Annotated in this window: 24 protein-coding genes; 10 read left to right on the top strand and 14 right to left on the bottom strand. The window is 73.1% G+C overall.

The features are described from left to right. The first annotated feature begins 84 nt into the window (after positions 1-84). The 4 genes from ACLBYE_RS12190 (at position 85) to ACLBYE_RS12175 (ending at position 3459) form a co-directional block, all read left to right on the top strand. Positions 85-1116 (top strand): aldo/keto reductase, encoded by a 1032-nt coding sequence (locus tag ACLBYE_RS12190; RefSeq protein WP_056522820.1) that lies wholly within the window; start codon positions 85-87, stop codon positions 1114-1116. A gap of 135 nt (positions 1117-1251) precedes the next feature. Continuing rightward, on the top strand, positions 1252-2190 hold the full coding sequence (locus ACLBYE_RS12185) for a pirin family protein (protein WP_447694406.1): 939 nt from the start codon (positions 1252-1254) through the stop codon (positions 2188-2190). Positions 2191-2357: 167 nt separating this feature from the next. Beyond that, a complete protein-coding gene (locus tag ACLBYE_RS12180) occupies positions 2358-2909 on the top strand; it encodes a hypothetical protein (protein ID WP_447694405.1) in 552 nt (183 codons plus the stop codon). A 31-nt stretch (positions 2910-2940) separates the two neighbouring features. Then, positions 2941-3459 (top strand): hypothetical protein, encoded by a 519-nt coding sequence (locus tag ACLBYE_RS12175; protein ID WP_447694404.1) that lies wholly within the window; start codon positions 2941-2943, stop codon positions 3457-3459. Positions 3460-3510: 51 nt separating this feature from the next. Here the strand turns inward: ACLBYE_RS12175 and ACLBYE_RS12170 are convergent, their stop codons facing one another. Continuing rightward, entirely contained in the window at positions 3511-3954 is a 444-nt protein-coding gene (locus ACLBYE_RS12170) for a MucR family transcriptional regulator (RefSeq protein ID WP_020091031.1), read from the bottom strand. Between the two features lie 121 nt (positions 3955-4075). Here ACLBYE_RS12170 and ACLBYE_RS12165 point away from each other — a divergent pair, with 121 nt between their 5' ends. Further along, positions 4076-5044 (top strand): helix-turn-helix domain-containing protein, encoded by a 969-nt coding sequence (locus tag ACLBYE_RS12165; protein WP_447694403.1) that lies wholly within the window; start codon positions 4076-4078, stop codon positions 5042-5044. 7 nt (positions 5045-5051) lie between these two features. Here the strand turns inward: ACLBYE_RS12165 and ACLBYE_RS12160 are convergent, their stop codons facing one another. The 3 genes from ACLBYE_RS12160 to ppk2 all read right to left on the bottom strand — a co-directional run bounded on the left by ACLBYE_RS12160 (position 5052) and on the right by ppk2 (position 7162). Beyond that, positions 5052-5279, bottom strand: a complete 228-nt coding sequence (locus ACLBYE_RS12160; protein ID WP_447694402.1) for a hypothetical protein — start codon at positions 5277-5279, stop codon at positions 5052-5054. Between the two features lie 620 nt (positions 5280-5899). Continuing rightward, positions 5900-6199, bottom strand: a complete 300-nt coding sequence (locus tag ACLBYE_RS12155) for a hypothetical protein (RefSeq protein ID WP_447694401.1) — start codon at positions 6197-6199, stop codon at positions 5900-5902. Between the two features lie 27 nt (positions 6200-6226). Further along, positions 6227-7162 (bottom strand): polyphosphate kinase 2, encoded by a 936-nt coding sequence (ppk2, locus tag ACLBYE_RS12150; protein ID WP_447694400.1) that lies wholly within the window; start codon positions 7160-7162, stop codon positions 6227-6229. Positions 7163-7316: 154 nt separating this feature from the next. On the opposite strand from ppk2, the gene ACLBYE_RS12145 reads away from it, so the two are divergent. Both ACLBYE_RS12145 and ACLBYE_RS12140 read left to right on the top strand, forming a co-directional pair. After that, positions 7317-7592, top strand: coding sequence for a hypothetical protein (locus tag ACLBYE_RS12145; RefSeq protein WP_447694399.1), 276 nt, complete (start codon positions 7317-7319; stop codon positions 7590-7592). A 57-nt stretch (positions 7593-7649) separates the two neighbouring features. Next, entirely contained in the window at positions 7650-8510 is an 861-nt protein-coding gene (locus tag ACLBYE_RS12140) for a hypothetical protein (protein WP_020091038.1), read from the top strand. Positions 8511-8534: 24 nt separating this feature from the next. On the opposite strand, the gene ACLBYE_RS12135 is transcribed toward ACLBYE_RS12140, so the two are convergent. The 6 genes from ACLBYE_RS12135 to ACLBYE_RS12110 form a co-directional block, all read right to left on the bottom strand. Then, entirely contained in the window at positions 8535-8915 is a 381-nt protein-coding gene (locus ACLBYE_RS12135; RefSeq protein ID WP_447694398.1) for a response regulator, read from the bottom strand. A 138-nt stretch (positions 8916-9053) separates the two neighbouring features. Next, positions 9054-10418: an LLM class flavin-dependent oxidoreductase gene (locus ACLBYE_RS12130; RefSeq protein WP_447694397.1), complete on the bottom strand. Its 1365-nt coding sequence runs from the start codon at positions 10416-10418 to the stop codon at positions 9054-9056. 19 nt (positions 10419-10437) lie between these two features. Beyond that, on the bottom strand, positions 10438-10986 hold the full coding sequence (locus ACLBYE_RS12125) for a cupin domain-containing protein (protein WP_447694396.1): 549 nt from the start codon (positions 10984-10986) through the stop codon (positions 10438-10440). 19 nt (positions 10987-11005) lie between these two features. Then, positions 11006-11944 carry an ABC transporter substrate-binding protein gene (locus ACLBYE_RS12120; RefSeq protein ID WP_447694395.1) on the bottom strand — a complete coding sequence of 313 codons (939 nt, stop codon included), beginning with the start codon at positions 11942-11944 and terminating at the stop codon, positions 11006-11008. Further along, the gene (locus ACLBYE_RS12115; protein WP_447694394.1) at positions 11944-13038 is read right to left on the bottom strand and encodes an LLM class flavin-dependent oxidoreductase; all 1095 of its coding nucleotides are present in this window, start codon (positions 13036-13038) and stop codon (positions 11944-11946) included. Before ACLBYE_RS12115 ends, ACLBYE_RS12120 begins: the two co-directional genes overlap by 1 nt. A gap of 27 nt (positions 13039-13065) precedes the next feature. Next, on the bottom strand, positions 13066-14211 hold the full coding sequence (locus tag ACLBYE_RS12110; RefSeq protein ID WP_447694393.1) for an acyl-CoA dehydrogenase family protein: 1146 nt from the start codon (positions 14209-14211) through the stop codon (positions 13066-13068). Between the two features lie 481 nt (positions 14212-14692). Here ACLBYE_RS12110 and ACLBYE_RS12105 point away from each other — a divergent pair, with 481 nt between their 5' ends. From ACLBYE_RS12105 to ACLBYE_RS12095, 3 genes are read left to right on the top strand one after another with little or no spacing between them, the layout of a single operon-like run. After that, positions 14693-15793, top strand: a complete 1101-nt coding sequence (locus ACLBYE_RS12105; protein WP_447694392.1) for an ABC transporter substrate-binding protein — start codon at positions 14693-14695, stop codon at positions 15791-15793. Between the two features lie 8 nt (positions 15794-15801). After that, on the top strand, positions 15802-16806 hold the full coding sequence (locus ACLBYE_RS12100; RefSeq protein WP_447694391.1) for an ABC transporter permease: 1005 nt from the start codon (positions 15802-15804) through the stop codon (positions 16804-16806). Next, positions 16800-17591, top strand: coding sequence for an ABC transporter ATP-binding protein (locus tag ACLBYE_RS12095; protein ID WP_447694390.1), 792 nt, complete (start codon positions 16800-16802; stop codon positions 17589-17591). The genes ACLBYE_RS12100 and ACLBYE_RS12095 overlap by 7 nt, the downstream gene beginning before the upstream one ends. Before the next feature lie 12 nt (positions 17592-17603). On the opposite strand, the gene ACLBYE_RS12090 is transcribed toward ACLBYE_RS12095, so the two are convergent. The 4 genes from ACLBYE_RS12090 to ACLBYE_RS12075 form a co-directional block, all read right to left on the bottom strand. Beyond that, positions 17604-18962, bottom strand: a complete 1359-nt coding sequence (locus ACLBYE_RS12090; RefSeq protein WP_447694389.1) for an MFS transporter — start codon at positions 18960-18962, stop codon at positions 17604-17606. 40 nt (positions 18963-19002) lie between these two features. After that, a complete protein-coding gene (locus tag ACLBYE_RS12085; RefSeq protein ID WP_447694388.1) occupies positions 19003-19917 on the bottom strand; it encodes an amidohydrolase family protein in 915 nt (304 codons plus the stop codon). Between the two features lie 4 nt (positions 19918-19921). Continuing rightward, positions 19922-21157: an MFS transporter gene (locus ACLBYE_RS12080; RefSeq protein ID WP_447694387.1), complete on the bottom strand. Its 1236-nt coding sequence runs from the start codon at positions 21155-21157 to the stop codon at positions 19922-19924. 86 nt (positions 21158-21243) lie between these two features. Next, on the bottom strand, positions 21244-21984 hold the full coding sequence (locus ACLBYE_RS12075; RefSeq protein WP_447694386.1) for a GntR family transcriptional regulator: 741 nt from the start codon (positions 21982-21984) through the stop codon (positions 21244-21246). Between the last annotated feature and the right edge of the window lie 334 nt (positions 21985-22318).

Raw genomic sequence — 22318 nt, 5'->3', positions numbered from 1 at the left:
GCCGGCCGGGAAAACCGGGCGGCGCGGCGCGTTGATCCGGCAGGCGCGCCGCCGCGCGGCGGCCGCGATCGCGACGAGGATCCGATGGACTACAGGCAGTTCGGACGTTCCGGCCTCACCGTGCCGGTGCTCAGCTTCGGCACCGGCACCTTCGGCGGCACGAACGAATTCTTCCAGCGCTGGGGGCAGACGGACGTCGCCGAGGCGACCCGCATGGTCGATCTCTGCCTCGACTCCGGCGTCAACTTCTTCGACACGGCCGACATCTACTCGGGCGGCGCCTCGGAGGAGATCCTGGGCCAGGCCCTGAAGGGCAAGCGCGACCGGGCGCTGATCTCCACCAAGGCGACCTTCCGGTTCAACGACGAGCTGAACCAGGTCGGCTCCTCGCGCTACCACCTGGTCCGCGCCTGCGAGGCCAGCCTGAAGCGGCTCGGCACCGACCATATCGACGTCTACTTCATGCACGGCTTCGACGCCCTCACCCCCGTGGACGAGACGCTGCGGGCGCTCGACGACCTCACCCGCGCGGGCAAGATCGGCTATATCGGCGCCTCCAACTTCTCGGGCTGGCAGCTGATGAAGGCGCTCGCGACCTCCGAGCGCCACGGGCTCGCCCGCTACGTCGCCTACCAGGGCTACTACGCGCTGATCGGCCGCCACTACGAGTGGGAGCTGATGCCGCTCGGCCTCGACCAGGGCGTCGGCCTGATGGTCTGGAGCCCGCTGGGCTGGGGCCGTCTCACCGGCAAGATCCGCCGCGGACAGGCCAACCAGAGCGGCCGCATCGCCGCCGGCGGCGCCGAGGGCGGGCCGCCGGTCTCCGACGACTACCTGTTCGGCGTGGTCGACGCCCTCGACGCCGTGGCGGCCGAGACCGGCAAGACGGTGGCGCAGGTCGCGCTCAACTGGCTGCTGACCCGGCCGACCGTGTGCAACATCGTGGTCGGCGCCCGCAACGAGGAGCAGTTGAAGCAGAACCTCGGCGCCCTCGGCTGGACCCTGACGGCCGAGCAGGTCGCCCGGCTCGACGCGGCGAGCCAGGAGACCCCGATCTACCCGTACTGGCACCAGCGCGGATTCGACGAGCGCAACCCCAAGCCGACACCCTGGTAGGCCGTCGCCCCGGCCGGGACGATCGGGCGATTTTTCGGAAACGATGCGTTTCGATCGTTTCTGTTCCAACCCGGACGCTCCCGGTCCAGGATGCCTGCGGATGGGGGGCCGATCCCCGCGCGGAGGAGCAAGGCGATGAGCTGGCACAATGCCGATGACCCGATCCCGGGCGACCATTTCAGCTGCGACGCGATCCGGACCCTGATCGTGCCCCGCTCGCGCGATCTCGGCTCCTTCGCGGTGCGCCGGGCGCTGCCCTCCACCGAGTGCCGGATGGTCGGCCCCTTCATCTTCTTCGACCAGATGGGCCCCTCGGAGTTTCTCCTCGGGCAGGGCATGGACGTGCGGCCGCACCCGCATATCGGCCTCTCCACCGTCACCTACCTGTTCGACGGCGAGATCATGCACCGCGACAGCCTCGGCACGGAGCTGCCGATCCGGCCGGGCGAGCTGAACTGGATGACCGCCGGCCGCGGCATCACGCACTCGGAGCGCACCGCGCCGACGCTGCGTCAGACCGGCTCCCGCCTGTTCGGCATCCAGAGCTGGGTCGCGCTGACGGACCGGGACGAGGAGAACGCCCCCGCCTTCGAGCATTACGACGCCGCCGCGCTGCCGGTCCTCACCGGCGAGGGCAAGACTGTCCGGCTGATCGCCGGCGAGGCCTTCGGCGCGCGCTCGCCGGTCCGGACCTCGAGCCCGATGGTCTACGCCGACGTGGCCCTCGAGGCCGGCGCCGTCCTGCCCCTCGATCCGACCTACGACGAGCGGGCGATCTACACGGTCGCGGGCGCCATCGAGATCGCCGGCGACGGCTTCGGCCCCGGCCAGCTGCTGGTGTTCCGGCCCGGCGACCGCATCAGCGTGCGCGCCACGGAATCGGCCCGCTTCATGGTTCTGGGCGGCGAGCCAATGGACGGTCCGCGCCACCTGTGGTGGAACTTCGTCTCGTCCCGGCCCGAGCGGATCGCGCAGGCCAAGGAGGATTGGCGCCAGGGCCGGTTCGACACCGTGCCGAACGACGCCGAGTTCATCCCGCTGCCGGAGGACCCGCAGCCTGTCCGCTACCCGTGAGACGGCCCGCGATCCGGCGGTCCCGCGCGCGACGTCGCGCGGGTATCGCCGCGGCAGCGCAACCCTAGCGCGAACATTAAGGAGTTGTTAACCATTTTCCGTCGGTGTGAGGCGGACGCCGATGCCTCACCGAAGGCTTGCGCTGCACCCTGTCGGCAGGACGCGTGATGGAACAGACGAAGCACCCCAAAGCCGAGGCGCTGGACCAGATCGATGCCGTCGCGCGCGACGCCCGCGAGCCGACGACCCGGATCCGCACCGGCAATCTCGTCCTGCTCGCCGCGGACGAGCGCGCCTCGGCGCAGGGGCGCAACCAGAACCCGTCGCCGGTCGAGCGGTGGCCCGACCTGCTGGAGCGGGTGCAGGGCGCGGCGCGCTACATCCGGGACGTCGAGGACCGGGCGCAGGAGCAGGAGACGCATGTCCAGGACCTGCTGCGGCAGGTGCGCGCCGACATGGACGCGGCCCGCGCCCAGGTGCTGGCGGCCGAGCGGGAGACCCACGAGGTCCACGCGCAGGCGATCAAGCTGATCCAGGCCGCCGAGGACCGGGCCGCGGCCGCCGAGGAGCGGGCCGCGGCGGCGGAGCAGATGCTCCAGCGCATCGCCGAGACGATCGACGCGGAATTCGTGATGCAGCCGGGCGGACAGGTGACCGGCCAGGCGGGCAGCACCCAGGACGCCCGCGCCAGGGCCTCCGCGACGCGGGCGGCTTCGTGACCGGCGCGGGCCCGGCGGAATCGCCACGGCGATGAACGCGACGTTCTGGGCCCAGCTCGACGCCCGCATCGCGCGTGAGCGCGGAGAACCGACGGAGCCGGCTCCGGGGATCGCCGACGGCCCCGTCATGGCCGACGCGCCGAGCCCGGCGGCGCATTGCGAAGCGTCCCCCGAACCCGACCCGGAGACGCCGTCGCGGCCGGTGGCGGACTGGAGCCAGATCCTCGACACCCTGTCGGCCGCGACCGTCGCGAAGCAGGCGCAGGATCAGCGCCTGCACCAGCAATCGACCGCCTGCGAGACGCTGGCCGCGGATCTGGAGGCTGCCCAGCAGGAGATCCGGACCCTGCGGGCGCTCCTGGAGGAGGCGCGGGCGCAGGCGGCGCGGCAGGTCCACGAACGCGAGGCGGAAGCCGACAGGCGCGTCCGGGAGGCCGAGGCGCGGGCCGAGGCCGCGACCCTGCGGGCGGCGGCGGCCGAGGACTGGCTCAAACGGATCGAGCAGGCGAGCCGGGATCTGCTGCCGGACGGGCGGCACGCGGCCGCCTGAGGCCGGGAGCGCCAGTCGCGAATCAGCCGCGGCCTGCCGAGGCGGGTCGGCTCAGGCGGCGCGCTCGCCCGGCACGCCGAGGCCGATGGAGCGCGCCAGCGCGGACCGGCGCTCGGCATATTCCTGCGCGACCATCGGATAGTCGGCCGGCAGACCGTAGCGCTCGCGGTAGCTCTGCGGGTGCAGGCCGTGGGCCGTGAGATGGCGCTTGAGCGTCTTGTAGCGGCGCCCGTCGATGAAGCTCACGATGCCGTCGGGCCGGATCGAGCTGCGGATCTGCGCGGCGGTAGGCCGGTCGCGCAGCGCGTCCGTGTCCCCCGCCGCCTCGATCGACGCCGCCCCGTTGGCGGCCAGCGCGGTGATCGCGTCGTGACACTGCGCGATGAGGGTCGGCAGGTCGGCGGTCGGAACCCGATTGTTCGATACATAGGCGGCGACGAGCCCTGCCGTCAGCACGATATTGGATTGAGGGCTGACGAGGGACGAATCGGACACGTTACGGGCTCCTGACAAGGTCGAGAACCCTCTTAGGTTGGTCGGCGCCGTTGCGCTTGCCTGAAAGCGTGCTACCGTTTTCCCGAGCGCGCGCGGCGATGCATGAATACAAGAATTTTCAATGAGGACTTTGTTCTCTACGGCGGATTTCAAGCCGAAAGACAGTTTCCGCCTCTGGCGTGAGACGATCTTCGAGCGGATCGTGCCGGTCGAACTTACGCCCGCTGCGGCGCCCGCGTTCACCGGCACGCTGGAGGCCGCGGAGGTCGGGCCGCTGCTGATCACGCGCGTGACGCAGAGCGCCGTCACCACCGTCGCGACCCCGGACACGATCCGCCGGCACGGCAAGTACGAGACCCTGAACGTCGCGATCACGCTCAAGGGCCGCGTGTTCAGCGCGCAGGACGACCGCACCGCGATCCAGAATCCCGGCGACATCGTCGTGATGGACCGTCGGCCGGCGACGATGGCCTCCGACGTCGACACGCAGACGCTGTTCGTCGAGCTGCCGCGCGCGGCCCTGGAGCGCGCCCTCGGCTCGACGCGCCGGTTCACGTGCCTCACGATCGGCGCGGATCAGGTCGGCACGTCGATGGTCACGACCTTTTTCCAGGAACTGGTCCGCAACGCGGAGCGCCTGACGCCGGACATGTCGAACCGCATGGCGTCGGTCGGCGTCGATCTCATCGTCGCGAGCATCGCGGAACGCCTCGCGCACGAGACCCCCAAGAACATCCAGGGCGTCCTGATCTTCCAGCGCGCGCTGGCCCACATCGAGGCCCATCTCGGCGACCTGAATCTCGACCCCGCCCGGCTCGCGGCGGCCGTCGGCGTGTCGCTGCGCCACCTCCAGGCCCTGTTCCGCGAGCAGGACCGCAACATCGCCGACTGGATCTGGCGGCGGCGGCTGGAGACCGCCGCGCAGCGCCTCGCCGATCCCGGCTTCGCGCATCTGGCCGTCGGAGAGCTGGCCTACAGCTGCGGCTTCTGCACCCAGAGCCATTTCAGCCGCCGCTTCAAGGACAGCTACGGGATCTCGCCGAGCGAGTACCGGTGGCGCAACCGCGGCGCCGACCGGCTCGCCGGCTGACGTCCGGCTACTGCAGCACGGCGCCCGCGGTGTTCGCGCGGATCCATCCCGGAGCGAGGATGTCGCCGCCCTCGGTGATGATCCAGGGATTGGCATCCTCGGCGTCGATCGCCGCGACCGCCGCGGCGAGGGCGGCCCGCAGCGTCGGGAAACTGTGCGACACGGCCACCTGGGCCGGCGCGTAGCCCGGCCAGAGGGTCAGTTCGGCGGGTCGGTCGAGATCGGTCGGCAGCATGGGTCGTGCGGGGCTGGAGGGGCACGCCGCCTGGGCCGCGGGCGTGCGGGGAAGCGGACGGAGAGATGGCGCGCTCAGGCGGCCTTCGGCTTCGGCCGGGGCACGCGCACCTCGACCATCTGGCCGGTCATCGGGTTGAGGATCAGCATGTCAGCACGTCTCCGGTGGACCTGCCCGTAGAACGCCCGCCGATCGCGCCCGGATCGGGGCGGTCGGCGCAATTGTGCGGTTTGGGTAAACCGATCGTTCACCGTGAAGGCGCGCCGTTCATCCGCGCCGTCTCCGCCCCAGACTACAACCGGGCGTCGTGTGGTCGGAGGTCGGCACACCTACCGATTTAGGCGTAGGATCCGGCGGCGCGGCGCCGCGGACGCCCGGGCTCGGGACCCCGCACCGATTCGACGCGCGTCGTCGCGATGGCCGAGCCGCGGGCATACAAAAGCCCGCCACGGCAGGACCGGGCGGGCGGAGTGGCGGCATAGGGTCGGGAGGTTCGCCGTGGCGGCGACCTGCCATCCCGCCCATGACGGCCGCATGACAGCGGCAGGCCAGCGCGATGACAGCGGCAGGCCAGCCCCACGAAGATCGCGCGACCGTCGCGCGACAGGCGGCCGATCCGGTCAGACCCGCTCCGGCTCCGCCAGCAGGATGGCGGCGCGGATGGCGGCCCGGCGCAGCCCGGCATCGGCCCAGGGCTGATCGATCAGCGTCCGGGCGAAGGGATGCGAGGCCACTGCGGCCGCGGGGTCGATGCGGAAGCCGTCCCCGAACGCCACCGAACCGGGCGTGGGATCCGCCAGATAGGCGTCGACGACGGCCGAGACGTCGTCATCGACGATATCCAGGGTCGTGAACAGGTCGAGAGTCATGGGGCGCTTCGCCATGGCGTCGCTGTAGCCGCGCCACCGCGACAGGATCACGACTCCCGCGCCGTCTCCGCGCCGCGATCAGTACGCGGCCGGCACGATCATCGCGGCGGGAACCGGGCCGCGCACGTAGTCCGCGTGCCGCAGGCGCTCGGGCAGATGGACCGCCGGGTGCTCCACGCTGCCGTAGGGAATCTGGTCGAGCAGGTGGCTGATACAGTTCAGGCGGGCCCGTCGCTTGTCGACTGCCTCGACCACCCACCAGGGCGCCTCGGGGATATGGGTCCGCGCCAGCATGTCCTCCTTGGCCCGGGTGTAGTCCTCCCAGCGGCGCCGCGACTCGACGTCCATGGGCGACAGCTTCCACTGCTTGAGCGGGTCGTGGATCCGCATCCGGAAGCGGAATTCCTGCTCGGCATCGGTGATCGAGAACCAGTATTTCACCAGGACGATGCCGGAGCGCACCAGCATGCGCTCGAACTCGGGGACCGACCGGAAGAACTCCTCGACCTCCGCCTCGGTGCAGAAGCCCATGACCCGCTCGACGCCGGCGCGGTTGTACCAGGAGCGGTCGAACAGCACGATCTCGCCGCCGGCGGGCAGATGGGAGACGTAGCGCTGGAAATACCATTGCGTCCGCTCGCGCTCGCTCGGGGCGGGCAAGGCGGCGACGCGGCAGACGCGGGGGTTGAGGCGCTGGGTGATCCGCTTGATCACGCCGCCCTTGCCGGCCGAGTCGCGGCCCTCGAACAGCACGACCACGCGCAGTTTCCGATCCTGCACCCAGTCCTGGAGCCGGACCAGCTCGTGCTGCAGCCGGAGCAGCGCGCGGAAATAGACCTTGCGGTCGAGACGATCGGGCGGCGCGCCGCCGAGCTCGGCCGCGAGCCAGTCGAGGCGATCCTCCTCGAGGCCGAGTTCCAGCTCCTCGTCGTAGCTGTCGGCGAGGTCACGCCGGATCGCCTCCAGGGTGGCATCCGAGGTGGCATCCGGGGCAGAGCTGTCGTCGGGCCGCATCGCCGGTTCTCCTGCGCGTCGCGGGGCCGAGCTAGAGCAGCGTTCCGTGACACGCCTGAGAAAGCGCCGCGCCCGCGGCGGCCGATCCCATGTCGCGCCCGTGATCGTTCCGTCATACGGTTCCGCCACCGATCGGGGCGACCGGAGATGCGTCATGGCTGGAGAAGCGAAGAGGGCCGCGCCGAAGCGCCGACGGGACGACCCGGATGCGGCGCGCGCCGAGGGCGAGAAGGTCGGCGCGCGCATCGATGCCGCCTTCGAGAGGCTCGCCGGGAAGCTGCGCGCCCGCGCCGACAGGGCCCGCGCCAAGCTCGACGCGGCCACGAAGGCCGAGAAGCGGGCGGTGCTGCTGCGCCGCTACGAACTCTACGCGGACGCGGCGGCCTATCTCGAGGAGCGGCTCGTCGATCGCGGGGGGCGATCCGCGTGATCTCCATCGACCCGGCCGGGCGCGGCGCCGCCCGACGCAGCTGACGGCGAGGATCCCATGTTCGACGCGACCAAGATGCTCGCCGACGCCCTCGGCGAGCACCTGGCCCTGACCTACCAGCGGACCTTCGGCAGCCGGGAGCCGCGCTACGCCGAGATCATCGAGGCCGCGGCGCGCCTGACGATCGAGCGGATCGTCGGGAGCGACGCCCTCTACCACGACGGCGACCACACGGCCCTCGTCACCCTGGTCGCCCAGGACATCCTCCGCGGCCGCTTCCTGCAGCAGGGCATCACGCCCGAGGACTGGCTGCACATGATCCTGGCCGCCCTCTACCACGACATCGGCTACGTGCGCGGCGTCTGCGCCGGAGACCGGCTGCAGGCCTTCGTCATCGATGCGCAGGGCACGACCGTCAGCCTGCCCCGGGGCGCCTCGGACGCGGCGCTGGCGCCCTACCACGTGGAGCGCTCGAAGCTGGCCGTGCAGGAGCGCTTCGGCACGCACGATCTCGTCGACGCGTCCCGGGTCATCCGGGCGATCGAGCTGACCCGCTTCCCGGTCCCCGAGGACGATTCCCATCGCGAGACCGGGACCGAGGCCGGGCTGCTGCGGGCGGCCGACCTGATCGGGCAGCTCGGCGACCCGCTCTACCCGCGCAAATTGAATGCCCTGTTCCACGAATTCGCCGAGATCGGCGTCAACGCGGAACTCGGCTACGACAGCCCGGCCGACCTCGCGGAGCGCTACCCGTCGTTCTTCTGGGGCAAGATCGAGCCCGTGATCGGGGACGCGATCCGGTTCCTCGACCTCACGGTCGAGGGGCGGGGCTGGGTCGCGAACCTCTACGCCCACGTCTTCGCCATCGAGCACGACCGCCGGCGCATGGGCCCGCATCCGGGGCCGGGCCCCCTCTGAGGCCGGGCGGGCGGCGCGGCGGCCTCAGGCGGCCGCGACGAGCCGGGTCACGGCCCGGACCAGCTCCGCCGCCACGAACGGCTTCTCCAGGATGGGCCGGCTCGCCTGGGCCGGGGCGCCGGTGACCCGCACGTCGCCGGTGGCGAACAAGTACGGCACGCCGAGGACGCCGAGACGCTCGGCGACCGGATAGACGCTGTTCCCGTCGCCCAGATTCACGTCGAGCACCGCGGCGTCGGGCGTCTGCTCGGCGATCAGGTCCAGGGCGAGATCCGCGCGCGGGACCGGGCCGATCACCTCGGCCCCGGCGCTGCGCAACCAGCGCTTGACCTCGCTGGCGATGAGATACTCGTCCTCCACGACGAGGACGCGGCACCCGGAGAGGGGCGGAACAGCCTCGGGCACGATCCCCTCCCATCCGCGCGCGACGATCCGAGAATAACCGCGCGACCCGACCGGAGGTTCGCGCCGTTCGCCTGATCCGCCACGCGCCCCGACGGCGCGGGCCCGCGCCGGCCCGCGCCGGCCCGCGCGGCGGGTCGATCAGCCTCCTGGCCGAGCCGGAGCGTCAGGCGGGGCGTCGGGCGAGAAGAAGCGGTTGGCCGGCCGCGCGAGGCCGAGATGGTCGCGCAGCGTCGTCCCCGCGTAGTCCCGGCGGAACAGCCCGCGCCGCTGCAGCTCCGGCACCAGCCGGTCGACCACGTCGTCGAGCCCCTCGGGCACGAACGGGAACATCACGTTGAAGCCGTCGCAGGCGCGGGTCTCCAGCCACTCCTCCATGCGGTCGGCCACCTGCGCGGCCGTGCCGACCATCTGCAGGCCGCCGTAGCCGCCGACCTTGCGGGCGAGTTCCCGCACGGTCGCGCCGGTGCGCCGGGCGTAGTCGACGATCTGGGCCTGCCCGCTCTTGCTGGCGTTGCTGTCGGGGAGTTCCGGGAGCGGCGCGTCGAGGTCGAAGCCCGTCGCGTCGACGCCGAGGCGGACCGAGAGGTTGGCGAGGCCGCTGTCGGGATGGACGAGGTCGTCGAGGCGCGCCTTCTTGGCCTGCGCCTCGTCCTCCGTCTCGCCCAGGACGATGAAGCAGCCGGGCAGGATCTTGAGCTGGTCCGGGTCGCGCCCCGCCGCCGGCATCCGGCCCTTCACGTCGGCGTAGAAGGCCCGCGCCGCCTCCAGGGTCGAGGCCGCGCCGAACACCATCTCGGCGGTCTCGGCGGCGATCTGCTTGCCGGCCTCGGAGGCGCCGGCCTGGACGATCACCGGCCAGCCCTGGACCGGCCGGGCGACGTTGAGCGGCCCCCTCACCTTCAGGAAGTCGCCGCGGTGGTCGAGGGCGCGCATCTTCGCCGGATCGAAGAACAGGCCGCTCGCCGGATCCATCGTGAAGGCGTCGTCGGCGAAGGAATCCCACAGGCCGGTGACCACGTCGAAGAACTCGCGGGCGCGGGCGTAGCGGGTGGCGTGCTCCAGATGGGCGTCGCGGCCGAAATTCAGGGCCTCGTCCGGGTTGCCGGAGGTGACGAGGTTCCAGCCGGCCCGCCCCTTCGAGATGTGGTCGAGCGAGGCGAACTTGCGGGCGACGTGGTAGGGCTCGTTGTAGGTGGTCGACGCGGTGGCGATCAGGCCGATCCGCTCGGTGAGCACGGCGAGCGCCGGCAGCAGGGTCAGCGGGTCGAACGACGTGACGGTGGCCGAGCGGCGGAGCGCCGCCACCGGCATGTTCATCACCGCGAGGTGGTCGGCCATGAAGAACGCGTCGAACTTCGCGGCCTCCAGCCGCCGGGCGAAGTGCGCCAGGTGCTCGAAGTTGAAGTTCGCGTCCGGATAGCCGCCCGGATAGCGCCACCACGCGGTGTGGATGCCGACCGGGCGCATGAAGGCGCCGAGATGCAGCTGGCGGTCCCGGCTCATCGCTGCCGTCTCCGGTCTCTCACGGATGCTTGTGGATCGGGTCGACCCAGTACACCGTCTCGGGCGCCTCGGCGGCCTCGACGTCGGGCAGGTTGACCACCACCGCCTCGTTGTCGGAGCGCACCAGCACGCAGTGCAGGGGCTCGTCGGTCGAGGCGTTGATCTCCTGGTGCGGCACGAAGGGCGGCACGAAGATGAAGTCGCCCGGCCCGGCCTCGGCGACGTATTCGAGCCTGTCGCCCCAGCGCATCCGGGCGCGGCCCGAGACCACGTAGATCACGCTCTCCAGTTCGCCGTGGTGGTGCACGCCGGTCTTGGCGTCGGGCTGGATCGCCACCGTGCCGGCCCAGATCTTCTGGGCGCCGACCCGGGCGGCGTTGATCGCGGCCTGCCGGTACATGCCGGGCGTCTGCGCGGTGTTGGCGTCGAGGCGGTCGCCGGGGATCACCCGAACGCCGTCGTGCTTCCAGCGCTCGGACGCCCCGTCGTCGCGGGCGTGAGGGTGGGCGTGATCGTGCGCGTGGCCATGATCGTGGCTGTGGCCGTGGTCGTCGCCGTGGTCGTGCATGTCGGGTCCTCCCGCGCCATCATTGCACGGCGGCGGCGGTTTGCGAGAAGCTCGCGTCGAGGATCGCCTCGGCCCGCGGCGCGCGGGCCTTCGGGATCAGCCCGGCGCGGACGTAGAGATCGATGTTGCGCTGCTCGTCGGCGATCACGGACGCGTCGATCGGGACGGCCCGGTAGGCGGCGCGGCCGAACCAGCGCAGCGGCACCGCCTCCGGCAGGCCGATGAGCTTCGACCAGACGGACGCGTAGGGCGCCGGATCCTTCAGGGCCCAGGCCCGGGCGCGGGCGAGGCGTGCGCCGAAATCGGCGAGCAGCGCCCGCTTGGTCCGGATCGCGTCGTCGCTCGCCACCGCGAAGGTCAGGCCCGGGGTGATGCCGTTGCCGTCGCGGATCACCCGGACGAGGCCGGCGAGCTCCGCCGTGGAGGTGTAGGGCTCCCAGGTCGCCCAGGCGTCGACCGCCCCGGAGGCCAGGGCGATCTTGGCGTCGGCCGGGGGTAGGAAGCTGAAGGTCACGCTGTCGGCGGGCAGGCCCGCCTCCTCCAGCGCCGCCAGGACCACCTGATGGCCGATCGAGCCGCGGTTCGTCGCGACGCGCTTGCCCTTCAGGTCGGCCACGGTGCGGAGGGGCGATTCCTTGAGCACGAGGATCGCCAGCCCGTCCTGCCGGTTGCGGAAGGCCAGGAAGGCCTTCACCGGCACCCCGGCGGCGGCCGCGAAGGTGAAGGGCGCGTCGCCGACGCCGCCCGCGTCGATCGCGCCGGCGTTCAGCGCCTCGAGCAGGGGCGCGGCCGCCGGGAACTCGCTCCAGTCGAGCCGGTAGGGCAGCCCGTCGAGCACGCCGGCCGCCTCCATCAGCGCGCGGGCGTTGCCGCGCTGGTCGCCGACCCGCAGCACCTCCTGCGCGTGCGCCGGCCGGACCGCCAGGAGCGCCAGCAGGGCGAGGATGACGGCGCGCATCAGGCGGCCTCGGCGGCGCCGCGGCGCCCGAGGGCGTCCCGGACGGCGGGCAGCAGCGCCCGGCCGTACTGGAGCGCGTCCTCCAGCGGGTCGAAGCCGCGGATCAGGAAGGTCCGCACGCCCAGGTCGTGATAGTCGAGCAGGGCGTCGGCGACCTGCTCGGGGGTGCCGACCAGGGCGGTCGAGTTGCCCGCCGCGCCAGTCTCGGCCGCGATGGCGGTGAACAGGCGCTTGTCGTGGCGCGGCCCCGCGGCCGCCGCCGCGAGGAGTCGTCTCGAGCCCTCGTTCTGCGGCGTCGCCGCCGGGCCGAGGCCCTTGGCGGCCCGGACGGCCCGGGTCCGGGCCAGGATGTCCTCGGCGCGCTCCCAGGCGCGCGCCTCCGTCTCGGCCAGGATCGGCCGGACCGACAGGCTGAAGCGCGGCGCCCGCCCGTGGGGCGCGGCCGCCGCCCGCACCCGGCCGATCAGCTCGGCGACCTGCGCGTGTGTCTCGCCCCAGAGGGCGTAGGTGTCGGCGTGGCGGCCGGCCACGGCCAGCGCCGCCGGCGAGGCGCCGCCGAAATAGACCGGGATCGCGTCCACCGGCTTCACCTCGGAGAAGCCGCGCTCCACCCGGTAGTGATCGCCCGCGTAGTCGAACGGCTCCGCGGCGGTCCAGCTCTGCCGGACGATGTCGAGGAACTCCCGGGTGCGGGCGTAGCGCGCGTCCTTGGTGAGGTGGTCGCCGTCCTGGGCGAGTTCCCGGTCGTCGCCGCCGCTGATCACGTGGATCGCGACCCGGCCGCCGGTGAGCTGGTCGAGGGTCGCGAATTGCCGCGCCGCCACGGTGGGCGCCGTGAATCCGGTGCGGTGGGCGATCATCAGCCCCAGCCGCTCGGTCACGGCGGCGACCTGCCCGGCGAGCAGCAGCGCGTCCGGCGTGGTCGCGTGGAAGGCCACCAGCACCCGGTCGAACCCGCCCCATTCGTGCGCCTGCGCCAGGAGCTTCAGGTAGTCGCGGTCGATGGACGGCCCCACCGCCGGGTGGATCTCGGAGGTGTGGCGGGGGGCGACGAAGCCGATGAACTCGACGGCGTCGGGGGGAAGCAGGCTCATGGGGCGATCTCCGGGTCGAGGGCGGGTTCAGGCGCCGAGGGCGGCCCTGCCGGCGGCGGCGCGGACGGCATCCCCTTGCGGCCAGTGGATGCGCGCGCACAGGACGTCGCGCAGGTGCCGCTCCAGCGGGTTCGCCCGGGACAGGCCGGCGTTGCCGGACAGCTCCGCGGCGCGCTGGACCGCCGCGACGGCGTTCTCCGTGGCGGTGAGCTTCACGAAGCCGGACTCGCGCGGCGGCGGGGGATGTCCCGCGTCGACCTCGGCGGCGAGCCCGGCGACGAGGCGCGCGTTGACGGCGAGCAGCCGCTCGTTCTCGCCGACCGCCTCGTGGAAGCGCGGCAGGCTCGCGAGCGGCGCCCCGAGGCTGCCGGGCCGGCGCGCCCGCAGGAAGCCGGTGAACCAGTCCTGCGCCGCCCGGGCCACGCCGTCGTAGAGGGCCGCGAGCAGGGTGCAGCTCCAGGCCTGCTGCCAGGGATCGGGCCCCGACCAGCCGCCGGGCGGCCGAAGGTCGACGGCGTGGTCCCCGGGGATCGGCACGTCCGTGAAGTGGACGTCGTGGCTGCCGGAGGCGCGCAGGCCGAGATGGTCCCAGGTCTCGGCGATGCGGATGCCCGGCGCGTCGAACGGCACCAGGACGGTGCCGGTGCGCGGCTCCGCCTCGTCGGTGCGGACGAAGACGAGGCCGTAGGCGAGCCCCGGCGCCCCGGTCGCGTAGATCTTGTGCCCGGAGATCCGCCAGCCCGCGCCGTCGCGGCGGGCCACCGTGGCCGGCAGGCCGCCCCGCGCGGGCGTCCCGAGTTCCGGCTCGACCCGCAGGGCGTTGATCAGCGCCCCCCGCGCCACCGCCGCCGCGCCGACCGCGTCGGCGAGCGCGCGCGGCCACGGGGTGTCGGGCCGGTGGATCAGCCCGTGCTGGAGGTACTGCATCGCCACGACCAGGGCGGTCGCCGGATCGGCGGCGCCGAGCGCGCGCACCAGAGCGGCGGCCCGCGCGAGACCCGCACCGCCGCCGCCGAGACGCCGCGGCACGGTGAGGGCCAGGAGCCCGGCCTCCCGGAGCGCCGCGAGGGAATCGTGCGGGAAGGTCCCCGCGCGGTCGTGGTCGGCCGCGCGGGCGGCGAGCCGTCCGGCGAGGCTGCGGACGATGTCGGGGGGCGGGACGGCGACGGTCATGGGGTGTTCGGCGACGTGATCGGCGGGCGGCCGCGCGGCGCCATCCCGGGAGCCGCGATGGTCCGCCCGGACCCGGGTCGCGTCAACGGAATGCCGTTCCGAATATTCATGGATCGGCAGGAGGATGTTGCCGCGTCGTCGGACGGCGAAGAAGAACGTGTCTCCGCCCACAGGGGGCCGGCATCGAGCCTTTCCCCGTCATCGTTCGGCATCCCATCATCGAGAGACAGACGAACGACGCCCCGCGCCGATGAGCCGAGCCGCCCGAGCGCCGCGCGACGGCGCCGATCCGTGAATGATCTTACCCGATCGCGCGAAAATAGAGGAAACGCTTTCGTTGACTCGGTCTCGCAGCGATCGAATACTCGGCACCCTGATCCCTCGACGGATCATTCCCGAAGACGAGGACGCCAGATCCGCCCGGTGGCGCCACCGGAGCGGTGACGCGCGCCGTTCCCGCCGCGCGGCCCGGAGACCCGAGATGACCGAAGCGCCCTCCCGACCGGGCAGCCCCTCCTCCGATCCCGCGCCCTCCCGGCGGCGCCTGCTGCAGGTCGGCGCCGCGGCCGCGGCCCTGCCGCTCGGCCTCGGCATGGGCACCGGCCGGGCCTGGGCGCCCGGGCCGGGGGCACCGTTCGACCCCGGCCCGCTCTGCCGGCCCGCCGCCGCGGAGGCGCCCGCGGGCCCGCTCCGGACCGTGAAGCTGGCCTGGAACGCCACAGCCATCTGCACGGCGGCCGCGCCGCTCGCCAAGGAGCAGGGGATCTTCGCCCGGCACGGCCTCGACGTGGAGTTCGTCAATTTCGGCGGCTCGACCGAGGCCCTGCTGGAGGCGATCGCCACCGGCAAGGCCGATGCCGGGATCGGCATGGCCCTGCGCTGGCTCAAGCCCCTGGAGCAGGGCTTCGACGTGAAGATCACCGCGGGGCTGCACGGCGGCTGCCTGCGGCTGCTCAGCGCCAAATCCTTTGGCATCGCCGACATCGCCGGGCTGAAGGGCAAGACCATCGCGATCAGCGACCAGGCGAGCCCGGCCAAGAACTTCTTCGGCCTGCTGCTCGCCAAGGCGGGGATCGACCCGGAGAGCGGGGTGGAGTGGCGGCAGTACCCGGCCGACCTGCTCAACCTCGCGGTCGAGAAGGGCGAGGCGCAGGCGCTGGCCGATTCCGACCCGCGGACCTGGATCTGGCTGAAGGACCCGCGCTTCACCGAGGTCGCCACCAACCTGTCGGGCGAGTTCGCCACTCGCACCTGCTGCGTCGTGGCCGCCCGCGGCAGCCTGATCCGGAACGACCGCGCGGTGGCGCGCGCGCTGACCCGGGCGATCCTGGAGGGCGGCCACGCCGTCCACCGGGATCCCGAGGCCGCGGCCCGGGCCTTCTCCGGCTACGGCGGCAAGGGCTCGATCGCGGATCTCGCCGCGATGCTGCGCAGCCAGCAGCACGGCGACAGCCCGGTCGGCGGCGATCTCAAGCAGCAGCTCGCGCTCTACGGGGACGAGCTGAAGCAGGTGAACGTCCTGCGGCGGTCCACCGACACGGCGAAGTTCGCCGAGCGGATCTACGCCGACGTGCTGAGTTGAGGCGCGCCATGTCCGGAAGCATCACCGCCGGCGTCGCCCCGCGGGCCGCCGCCCCGTCCCGAAGGCTGCCGCGGCCGCCCTGGCGGATCGTCCTCGCGGGCGGCGCCTGGCTCGCCCTGGCCGGCGTGACCCTCGGCCTGCCCGAGGCGGACGACCTGCCCGAGACCGCGGCCCTCGGCTCCGGCGCGGCGGCGCTCGGCCTCGCCCTCCTGGCCCTCGCGCCCGTGGCCGGCCGCCTCGGCACACTCGGGTCGCGGCTGCGGCACGGGAGCCCCTGGCTCGCGGCGCTTGCCCTGGCGCTGACCGCCTGGGAGGCGGTCACGGCGAAGCTCGCCCTGCTGCCGATGCCGTTCTTCCCCTCGCCCCAGGCGATCCTGGAAGTCTTCCTCGACGACTGGCCGAAGCTCGGCGGCAGCATCCTCAACTCCCTGATCCTGCTCTCCGGCGGCTACGCCATCGGGGCGGCGACCGGCTTCGTCCTGGGCGTCGCCATCGGCACCTTCAGGGCGGTGGGCTACTGGGCCCATCCGGTGCTGCGCTTCGTCGGGCCGCTGCCGGCCACGGCGTGGCTGCCGCTCGCCTTCTTCGTCTTCCCGTCCTCGTGGTCGGCCAGCACCTTCCTGGTGGCGCTGGCCACCGGCTTCCCGGTCACGGTGCTGACCTGGTCGGGGGTGGCGGGCGTCAACAAGGCCTATTTCGACGTGGCGCGGACGCTCGGCGCCTCGCGCGGCTTCCTGATCCTGCGCGTGGCGATCCCGGCGGCGCTGCCGCACGTCTTCGTCGGGCTGTTCATGGGGCTCGGCGGCTCCTTCGCGGTGCTGGTCGTCGCCGAGATGCTCGGCGTGAAGTCCGGTCTCGGCTGGTACCTCCAGTGGGCGCAGGGCTGGGCCGCCTACGCCAACATGTACGCGGCGCTGATCGTGATGGCGCTGATGTGCTCCTCCCTGATCACGCTGCTGTTCCGCCTGCGCGACCGCCTGCTCGCGTGGCAGAAGGGGCTGGTGCAATGGTAGCCGCCGCGATCCTCGAACGCCCCGCCACTCAGAGCGCCGGGGCCCGCCTGGCGGTCGAGGCCGTCAGCCACGCCTTCGCGATCCGCGGGGCGCCGCTGCCGGTCCTCGACCGGGTGAGCCTCGACGTGGAGCCCGGCGGCTTCGTGGCGCTGCTCGGCCCCTCGGGCTGCGGCAAGTCCACCCTGCTGCGGCTCGTCGCCGGCCTGGAGCCGCCCGACCAGGGCGCGATCCGGGTCGACGGCGACCTCGTCGAGGGGCCGGACCCGTCCCGGCTCCTCGTCTTCCAGGACCCGACGCTCTATCCGTGGCGGACCGTGCGCGGCAACGTCGCCCTGGGGCTGGAGGCCCGCGGCGTCGGGCGGTCGCGGGCGGCCCTCGTCGACCAGGCGCTGGGGCTCGTCGGCCTCACGGGCTTCGCCGACGTCTACCCGCACCAGCTCTCCGGCGGCATGGCGCAGCGGGCGGCCCTCGCCCGGGCGCTCGTCAACGCGCCGCGGCTGCTGCTCCTCGACGAGCCGCTGGGCAAGCTCGACGCCCTGACGCGGCTCGCCATGCAGGCCGAGATCCTGCGGCTCTGGCAGGAGAAGCGCTTCACCGCGCTCCTCGTCACCCACGACGTCGAGGAGGCGCTGGTGCTGGCCGAGCGCGTGATCGTGCTCTCCGACCGCCCGGCCGCGATCCGGGCCGAGCTGCCCGTCGCGGCGCCCTATCCGCGCCACCGCGACGATGCCGAGATCGTGCGGCTGCGCCGGGAGATCCTGGGGATCCTCGGCCAGCCGACCTGACGGGCCGCCGCCTCAGCCCCGGGCGATCGACGGGGCCGCCCCGACGGTCGCCGCCCGCGGCTGGTGCCGGCCGATCCAGAAGACCAGGGCGCAGCCGACGCCCGTGAGCGCGCAGAGCGGCAGCAGGGCGACGGGGAAGCTGCCGGTCTGCTCGCGCAGCACGCCGATCAGCGAGGTGATCGCCCCGGTGCCGAGATGCGCCAGGGTGTTGATCGCCGCGATGCCGGCGGCCGTCTGGGCCGGCGGCAGCGTCTCCGTGGCGAGGGCGAAGAACGGGCCCTTGATCGCGTAGTTGCCGAGCAGGACCAGCGACAGCAGGACCAGCGTGACCCAGAGGGAGCCCGTCAGGAGGGTCAGGGCGAAGCTCGCCGAGGTCAGCGCCAGCGGCAGGGCCGTGCTCCAGATCCGCTCGCCGCTGCGGTCCGCCCGCAGGCCCCAGACGATCATGAAGACCGAGGCGATGCCGAACGGGATCATGTTCAGCAGGCCGGTCTGCAGGTTGCTGAGGCCGAACCCCTTGAGGATCTGCGGCATCCACAGCGACAGCGTGTTGCTGGTGGCCGAGCTGCCCGCGTAGACCACGGCGAGCAGCCAGACCTGCCGGCTCGCGAGCACCGCCCAGACCGCCGCGAGGCCGTGGGCGTGGTGCCCGGCGCTCGCCTCGGCGGCGCGCCGCTCGGTCTCCAGCCGGTCCGTCAGCCAGCCGCGCTCCGCCGGGGTGAGGAAGGTCGCCTCGGCCGGCCGGCTCGGCAGCAGCGCGAGGGCGGCGACGCCGAGCAGGACGGCCGGGACCGCCTCCATGATCAGCAGCCACTGCCAGCCGCGCAGGGACGCGGCGCCGTCGAGGGTGAGCAGCGCCGCCGAGAGCGGCGAGCCGAAGAAGCTGGAGAGCGGGATCGCGACCATGAACATCGCCACGATCCGCGCCCGGTAGGCCTTGGGGAACCAGTAGGTCAGGTACAGGATCACGCCGGGGAAGAACCCGGCCTCGGCCGCGCCGAGCAGGAAGCGGGCGGTGGCGAAGCTCAGCGGACCGGTGACGAAGGCCGAGCCGATGCCGACGAGTCCCCAGGTGATCATGATCCGCGCGATCCAGATCCGCGCGCCGACGCGCTCCATGGCGAGGTTGCTCGGCACCTCGAACAGGACGTAGGCCACGAAGAACAGGCCGCCGCCCAGGCCGAAGGCCGCGGCGGAGAGGCCGAGATCGTGGTTCATGGTCAGCGCCGCGAAGCCGACATTCACCCGGTCGACGTAGGCGATGAAGTAGCAGAGCACGAGGAAGGGGATCAGGCGCAGGCCGACCTTCCGCATCGTTCGGCTCTCGAAGGCGGCCGCGTCCGCCGCGTGTGGCATGGTCGGTGTTGCCATGGTCCTGTCCTCGCTGGAATTCGGGCGGGGCCGCCTCGGCCTAGCGGTCGAAGCGGAAGAGTTCGGCGGGCGTCTCGGCCAGGACGATCCGGCGCTCGGCCGGGTCCGGCACCCAGGCGTCGAGGTCGCGCCGGGCCTCGGCGGGGCTGGCCTTGGTCTCGAACTGCGTGTGCGGCCAGTCGCTGCCCCAGAGCAGGCGCCGCGCCCCGAAGGCGCCGCGCAGGCGCTCGGCGGCCTGCACCGCCGTCTGCCGGCCGGCCTCGCCGCTGCCGATGCGGTAGGCGCCCGAGAGCTTGACCCAGACGCGGCCGCCGCGACCGAAGCCGAGCAGGTTGGCGAAGCCCGGATCGGCGATGCCGAGGGCGGGGTCGATCCGGCCGAAATGGTCGACCACCACGGGGACGCCCGCCGCGATCAGCGGCGGCAGGAGCTGCGCGAGGCGCCGCGCCTCGGCCTGGACCTCGATCTGCCAGCCGAGATCCGCGACGCGCGCGAGGTGGGCGCGCCAGACCGGGCTGGCGAAATCCGGGTCCGGCCGGCCGATCAGGTTGAGGCGCAGGCCGACGACGCCCTGCCCGGCGAGGTCGCGCAGGGTCGCGGTCTCGGCCTCCGGGGCCAGCACGGCGATGCCGCGCAGTCGCTCCGGCGCGGAGCGCAGGGCCGAGACCATGTAGCCGTTGTCGGTGCCGAGGAAGCTCGGCTGGATCAGCACGCCGCGGGCCATGCCGTTCCGGTCCAGCATGGCGCGGTAATCGGCGATGCTCGCGTCGTAGTCGGGGGCGTAGCGCCGGTCGCCCGTGAGGGTGAGGGAGCGGGTGAAGACGTGGGCGTGGGTGTCCACCGCCGCGACGCCGTCGTCGGCGGCGACGGCGGTCCCGGCCGCGCGGCCGCGGACGGGAAGCGCGAGCGTGACGCCGCCCGCGAGCAGGGTGCGGCAGAAGAGGCGCCGGTTCATCGGATCATCTCACGGTCTGGGGGATCAGCGCGCCGCCGGACTGCCGATCCGGCAGGAGCGCGACGGCGAGGAGGACGAGCCCGTAGGCGCCGAGGGCCGACAGGCCGATCGCCGGGCCGAGGCCGAGGATCTCGCTGAGCAGGCCGACGCCGAGGGGCAGCAGGCCGGAGGCGAGGCGGCCGGCGTTGTAGCAGAAGCCCATCCCGGTCCCGCGCAGCCCGTCCGGGAAGAGTTCGCTGAACAGCGCCGCGAGGCTCGCGGGGATGCCGGCCGTGCAGAAGCCCAGCGGTGCCCCGAGGAGGAGCAGGCCCGTCCCGCCGACCGGCAGCAGCAGGTAGAGGACGACCAGGGCCATGCAGCCGGCGGCGTAGAGCGCCACGGTCCGGCGGCGGCCGAGCCGGTCCACGAGGCCGCCGGCGACGAGGCAGCCCAGGCCGAAGGCCGCGATGATGATGGCGAGGTAGAGCCCGGTGCCGAGGACCGAGGCGCCGCGCTCGACGCTCAGGTAGGTGGGCAGCCACGTGAACAGGGCGTGGAAGCCCCCGTGGGCGCCGAGGCCGAGCAGCGTCGCGAGCACCGTGATCCGGCGCAGGCCGGGCGCGAAGATCGCGAGCCCTCCGGCCCGTGACGGCGCCGGCCCTGCCACGGACCGGACCGGCTCGGGGACGGAGCGGCGGAGGTAGAGCAGGAGGAGCGCCGGCGCGAGGCCGCAGGCGAACAGGGCTCGCCAGGCCGTCTCCTGATCGAGCACCGCGAACGCCGCCGTGGACAGGAGCACGGCCGCGCCCCAGCCGAGCGCCCAGCCGCCCTGGACAGCGCCCAGCGCCCGGCCCCGGTGCTCGGGCCGGATCGCCTCCGCCATCAGCACGGCGCCGGCCGCCCACTCGGCGCCGAAGCCGATCCCCTGCAGCGCCTTCAGGGTCAGCAGCTGGGCGAAGCTCTGCGCGAAGGCCGCCAGGAAGGTCGCGACCGCGAACCACAGCACCGTGATCTGGAGGGCCCGGACGCGGCCGATCCGATCCGCCGCGAGGCCGCCGAGCCAGCCGCCGATCGCCGCCGCCACGAGCGTGACCGCGCCGATCACGCCGGCCTCCGAGCGGCTCAGGCCGAAGCTCGCGACCAGCGCGGGAATGGCGAGGCTGAACATCTGCACGTCCAGGGCGTCGAGCGACCACCCGCCCAGACAGGCCCAGAAGGTGCGACGCTCGGCCGGACCGACCTCTCGGTACCAGCGGAACACGGGCTTTCCTCCGTCCTCCGAAGAGGACTAGTCATTTATATGAATAGATGAGCACGCGCCGGCCGGCACGTCAAGGCGCCGGCCTTTCAGCGTATGTCGACGTGATACCGGAAGTCCCGGGCGGCGCCGCGCGTCACCCGCCACTCGATCGGGCGCGCATCGAAGCCGAAGGCGAGGCGCTCGATGACGACGACCGGGTCCCCGTCGGCGATCGCGAGGCGCCCCGCGTCGGTCGCGTCGGCGATGCCGACGGTCAGGGTCTCCTCGGCGCGGGCGACGATCTCGCCGCAGAGGCGCTCGTAGGCGGGATAGAGGAGGTCGCCGATCTCCGTCAGCGGGGCCTGGAGGAGCGGCGCGAACCGCGCGGCCGGCAGCCAGATCGTCTCGGACAGGATCGGGCGGCCCTGGAGGTGGCGTGTCCGGATCAGCCGGATCGCGTCGCCGCGCGCGTCCAGCCCGAGGGCCTCCCGGACGGTCGCGGGGGCCGGGCAGGCCTCGCGCGACAGGATCCGCCCCTCCGGCACGGCCTGGGTGCCGTCCGGGCCGAGATGCCGGAAGAACCGGAACAGGGACCGGTCGAAGCGCGGCCGCCGGACGAAGGTGCCGCGACCCTGCTGCCGCTCGACGAGGCCGTCGGCGACGAGGACGTCGATCGCCTTGCGCACGGTGCCGATGGCGACGCGGTGGGTCGCCGCCAGTTCCGCCTCCGTGGGGATCGGTTCGCCCGACCGCCAGACGTTGCGGGCGATCTGGAAGGCGATCTGGTCCCGCAGGCGCTGGTAGAGTGGCAGGCGGAGATCGGGCTGCGGCGCGGACGTGGCGGTCATGTGTATGACTGTATGACCATCGCCGGGCGCAGCCAATGGCCTTTGTCGCGCGGGCGCGGATGCCGCCGGGTCGGCCCGCGCCGCCGCGCGCCCCGGGATCAGGGTAGTCCTTCCCTGTGCTGCCGCGCGACGGTGGCGGCGGGCTCGTCGATCACGAGATGCCGACGCGTCACCGCGAAATCGTCCGGCCGTGTCGCCAGTCTCCGGATCACGAGGACGTCATCGCCTCGATTACGGGACATCCCGTCACAGCCGCGGGTGAGACTTCCGGGCACTCCGAACTTGATCCCGCCGGGGGCCGCCTCATTTCGTCAGCAGCTTCGAGCGTGACGGG

Source organism: Methylobacterium sp. A52T, from assembly GCF_053346095.1.
This window is presented reverse-complemented; position numbering and strand designations above follow the sequence as displayed.

What these genes read in the sequence shown, in the direction of transcription:
- ACLBYE_RS12190 (WP_056522820.1), top strand. Translation starts at nt 85, where the DNA reads ATGGACTACAGGCAGTTCGGACGTTCCGGCCTCACCGTGCCGGTGCTC.
- ACLBYE_RS12185 (WP_447694406.1), top strand. Translation starts at nt 1,252, where the DNA reads ATGAGCTGGCACAATGCCGATGACCCGATCCCGGGCGACCATTTCAGC.
- ACLBYE_RS12180 (WP_447694405.1), top strand. Translation starts at nt 2,358, where the DNA reads ATGGAACAGACGAAGCACCCCAAAGCCGAGGCGCTGGACCAGATCGAT.
- ACLBYE_RS12175 (WP_447694404.1), top strand. Translation starts at nt 2,941, where the DNA reads ATGAACGCGACGTTCTGGGCCCAGCTCGACGCCCGCATCGCGCGTGAG.
- ACLBYE_RS12165 (WP_447694403.1), top strand. Translation starts at nt 4,076, where the DNA reads ATGAGGACTTTGTTCTCTACGGCGGATTTCAAGCCGAAAGACAGTTTC.
- ACLBYE_RS12160 (WP_447694402.1), bottom strand. Translation starts at nt 5,279, where the DNA reads ATGCTGCCGACCGATCTCGACCGACCCGCCGAACTGACCCTCTGGCCG.
- ppk2 (WP_447694400.1), bottom strand. Translation starts at nt 7,162, where the DNA reads ATGCGGCCCGACGACAGCTCTGCCCCGGATGCCACCTCGGATGCCACC.
- ACLBYE_RS12145 (WP_447694399.1), top strand. Translation starts at nt 7,317, where the DNA reads ATGGCTGGAGAAGCGAAGAGGGCCGCGCCGAAGCGCCGACGGGACGAC.
- ACLBYE_RS12140 (WP_020091038.1), top strand. Translation starts at nt 7,650, where the DNA reads ATGTTCGACGCGACCAAGATGCTCGCCGACGCCCTCGGCGAGCACCTG.
- ACLBYE_RS12130 (WP_447694397.1), bottom strand. Translation starts at nt 10,418, where the DNA reads ATGAGCCGGGACCGCCAGCTGCATCTCGGCGCCTTCATGCGCCCGGTC.
- ACLBYE_RS12125 (WP_447694396.1), bottom strand. Translation starts at nt 10,986, where the DNA reads ATGCACGACCACGGCGACGACCACGGCCACAGCCACGATCATGGCCAC.
- ACLBYE_RS12120 (WP_447694395.1), bottom strand. Translation starts at nt 11,944, where the DNA reads ATGCGCGCCGTCATCCTCGCCCTGCTGGCGCTCCTGGCGGTCCGGCCG.
- ACLBYE_RS12115 (WP_447694394.1), bottom strand. Translation starts at nt 13,038, where the DNA reads ATGAGCCTGCTTCCCCCCGACGCCGTCGAGTTCATCGGCTTCGTCGCC.
- ACLBYE_RS12110 (WP_447694393.1), bottom strand. Translation starts at nt 14,211, where the DNA reads ATGACCGTCGCCGTCCCGCCCCCCGACATCGTCCGCAGCCTCGCCGGA.
- ACLBYE_RS12105 (WP_447694392.1), top strand. Translation starts at nt 14,693, where the DNA reads ATGACCGAAGCGCCCTCCCGACCGGGCAGCCCCTCCTCCGATCCCGCG.
- ACLBYE_RS12100 (WP_447694391.1), top strand. Translation starts at nt 15,802, where the DNA reads ATGTCCGGAAGCATCACCGCCGGCGTCGCCCCGCGGGCCGCCGCCCCG.
- ACLBYE_RS12095 (WP_447694390.1), top strand. Translation starts at nt 16,800, where the DNA reads ATGGTAGCCGCCGCGATCCTCGAACGCCCCGCCACTCAGAGCGCCGGG.
- ACLBYE_RS12090 (WP_447694389.1), bottom strand. Translation starts at nt 18,962, where the DNA reads ATGGCAACACCGACCATGCCACACGCGGCGGACGCGGCCGCCTTCGAG.
- ACLBYE_RS12085 (WP_447694388.1), bottom strand. Translation starts at nt 19,917, where the DNA reads ATGAACCGGCGCCTCTTCTGCCGCACCCTGCTCGCGGGCGGCGTCACG.
- ACLBYE_RS12075 (WP_447694386.1), bottom strand. Translation starts at nt 21,984, where the DNA reads ATGACCGCCACGTCCGCGCCGCAGCCCGATCTCCGCCTGCCACTCTAC.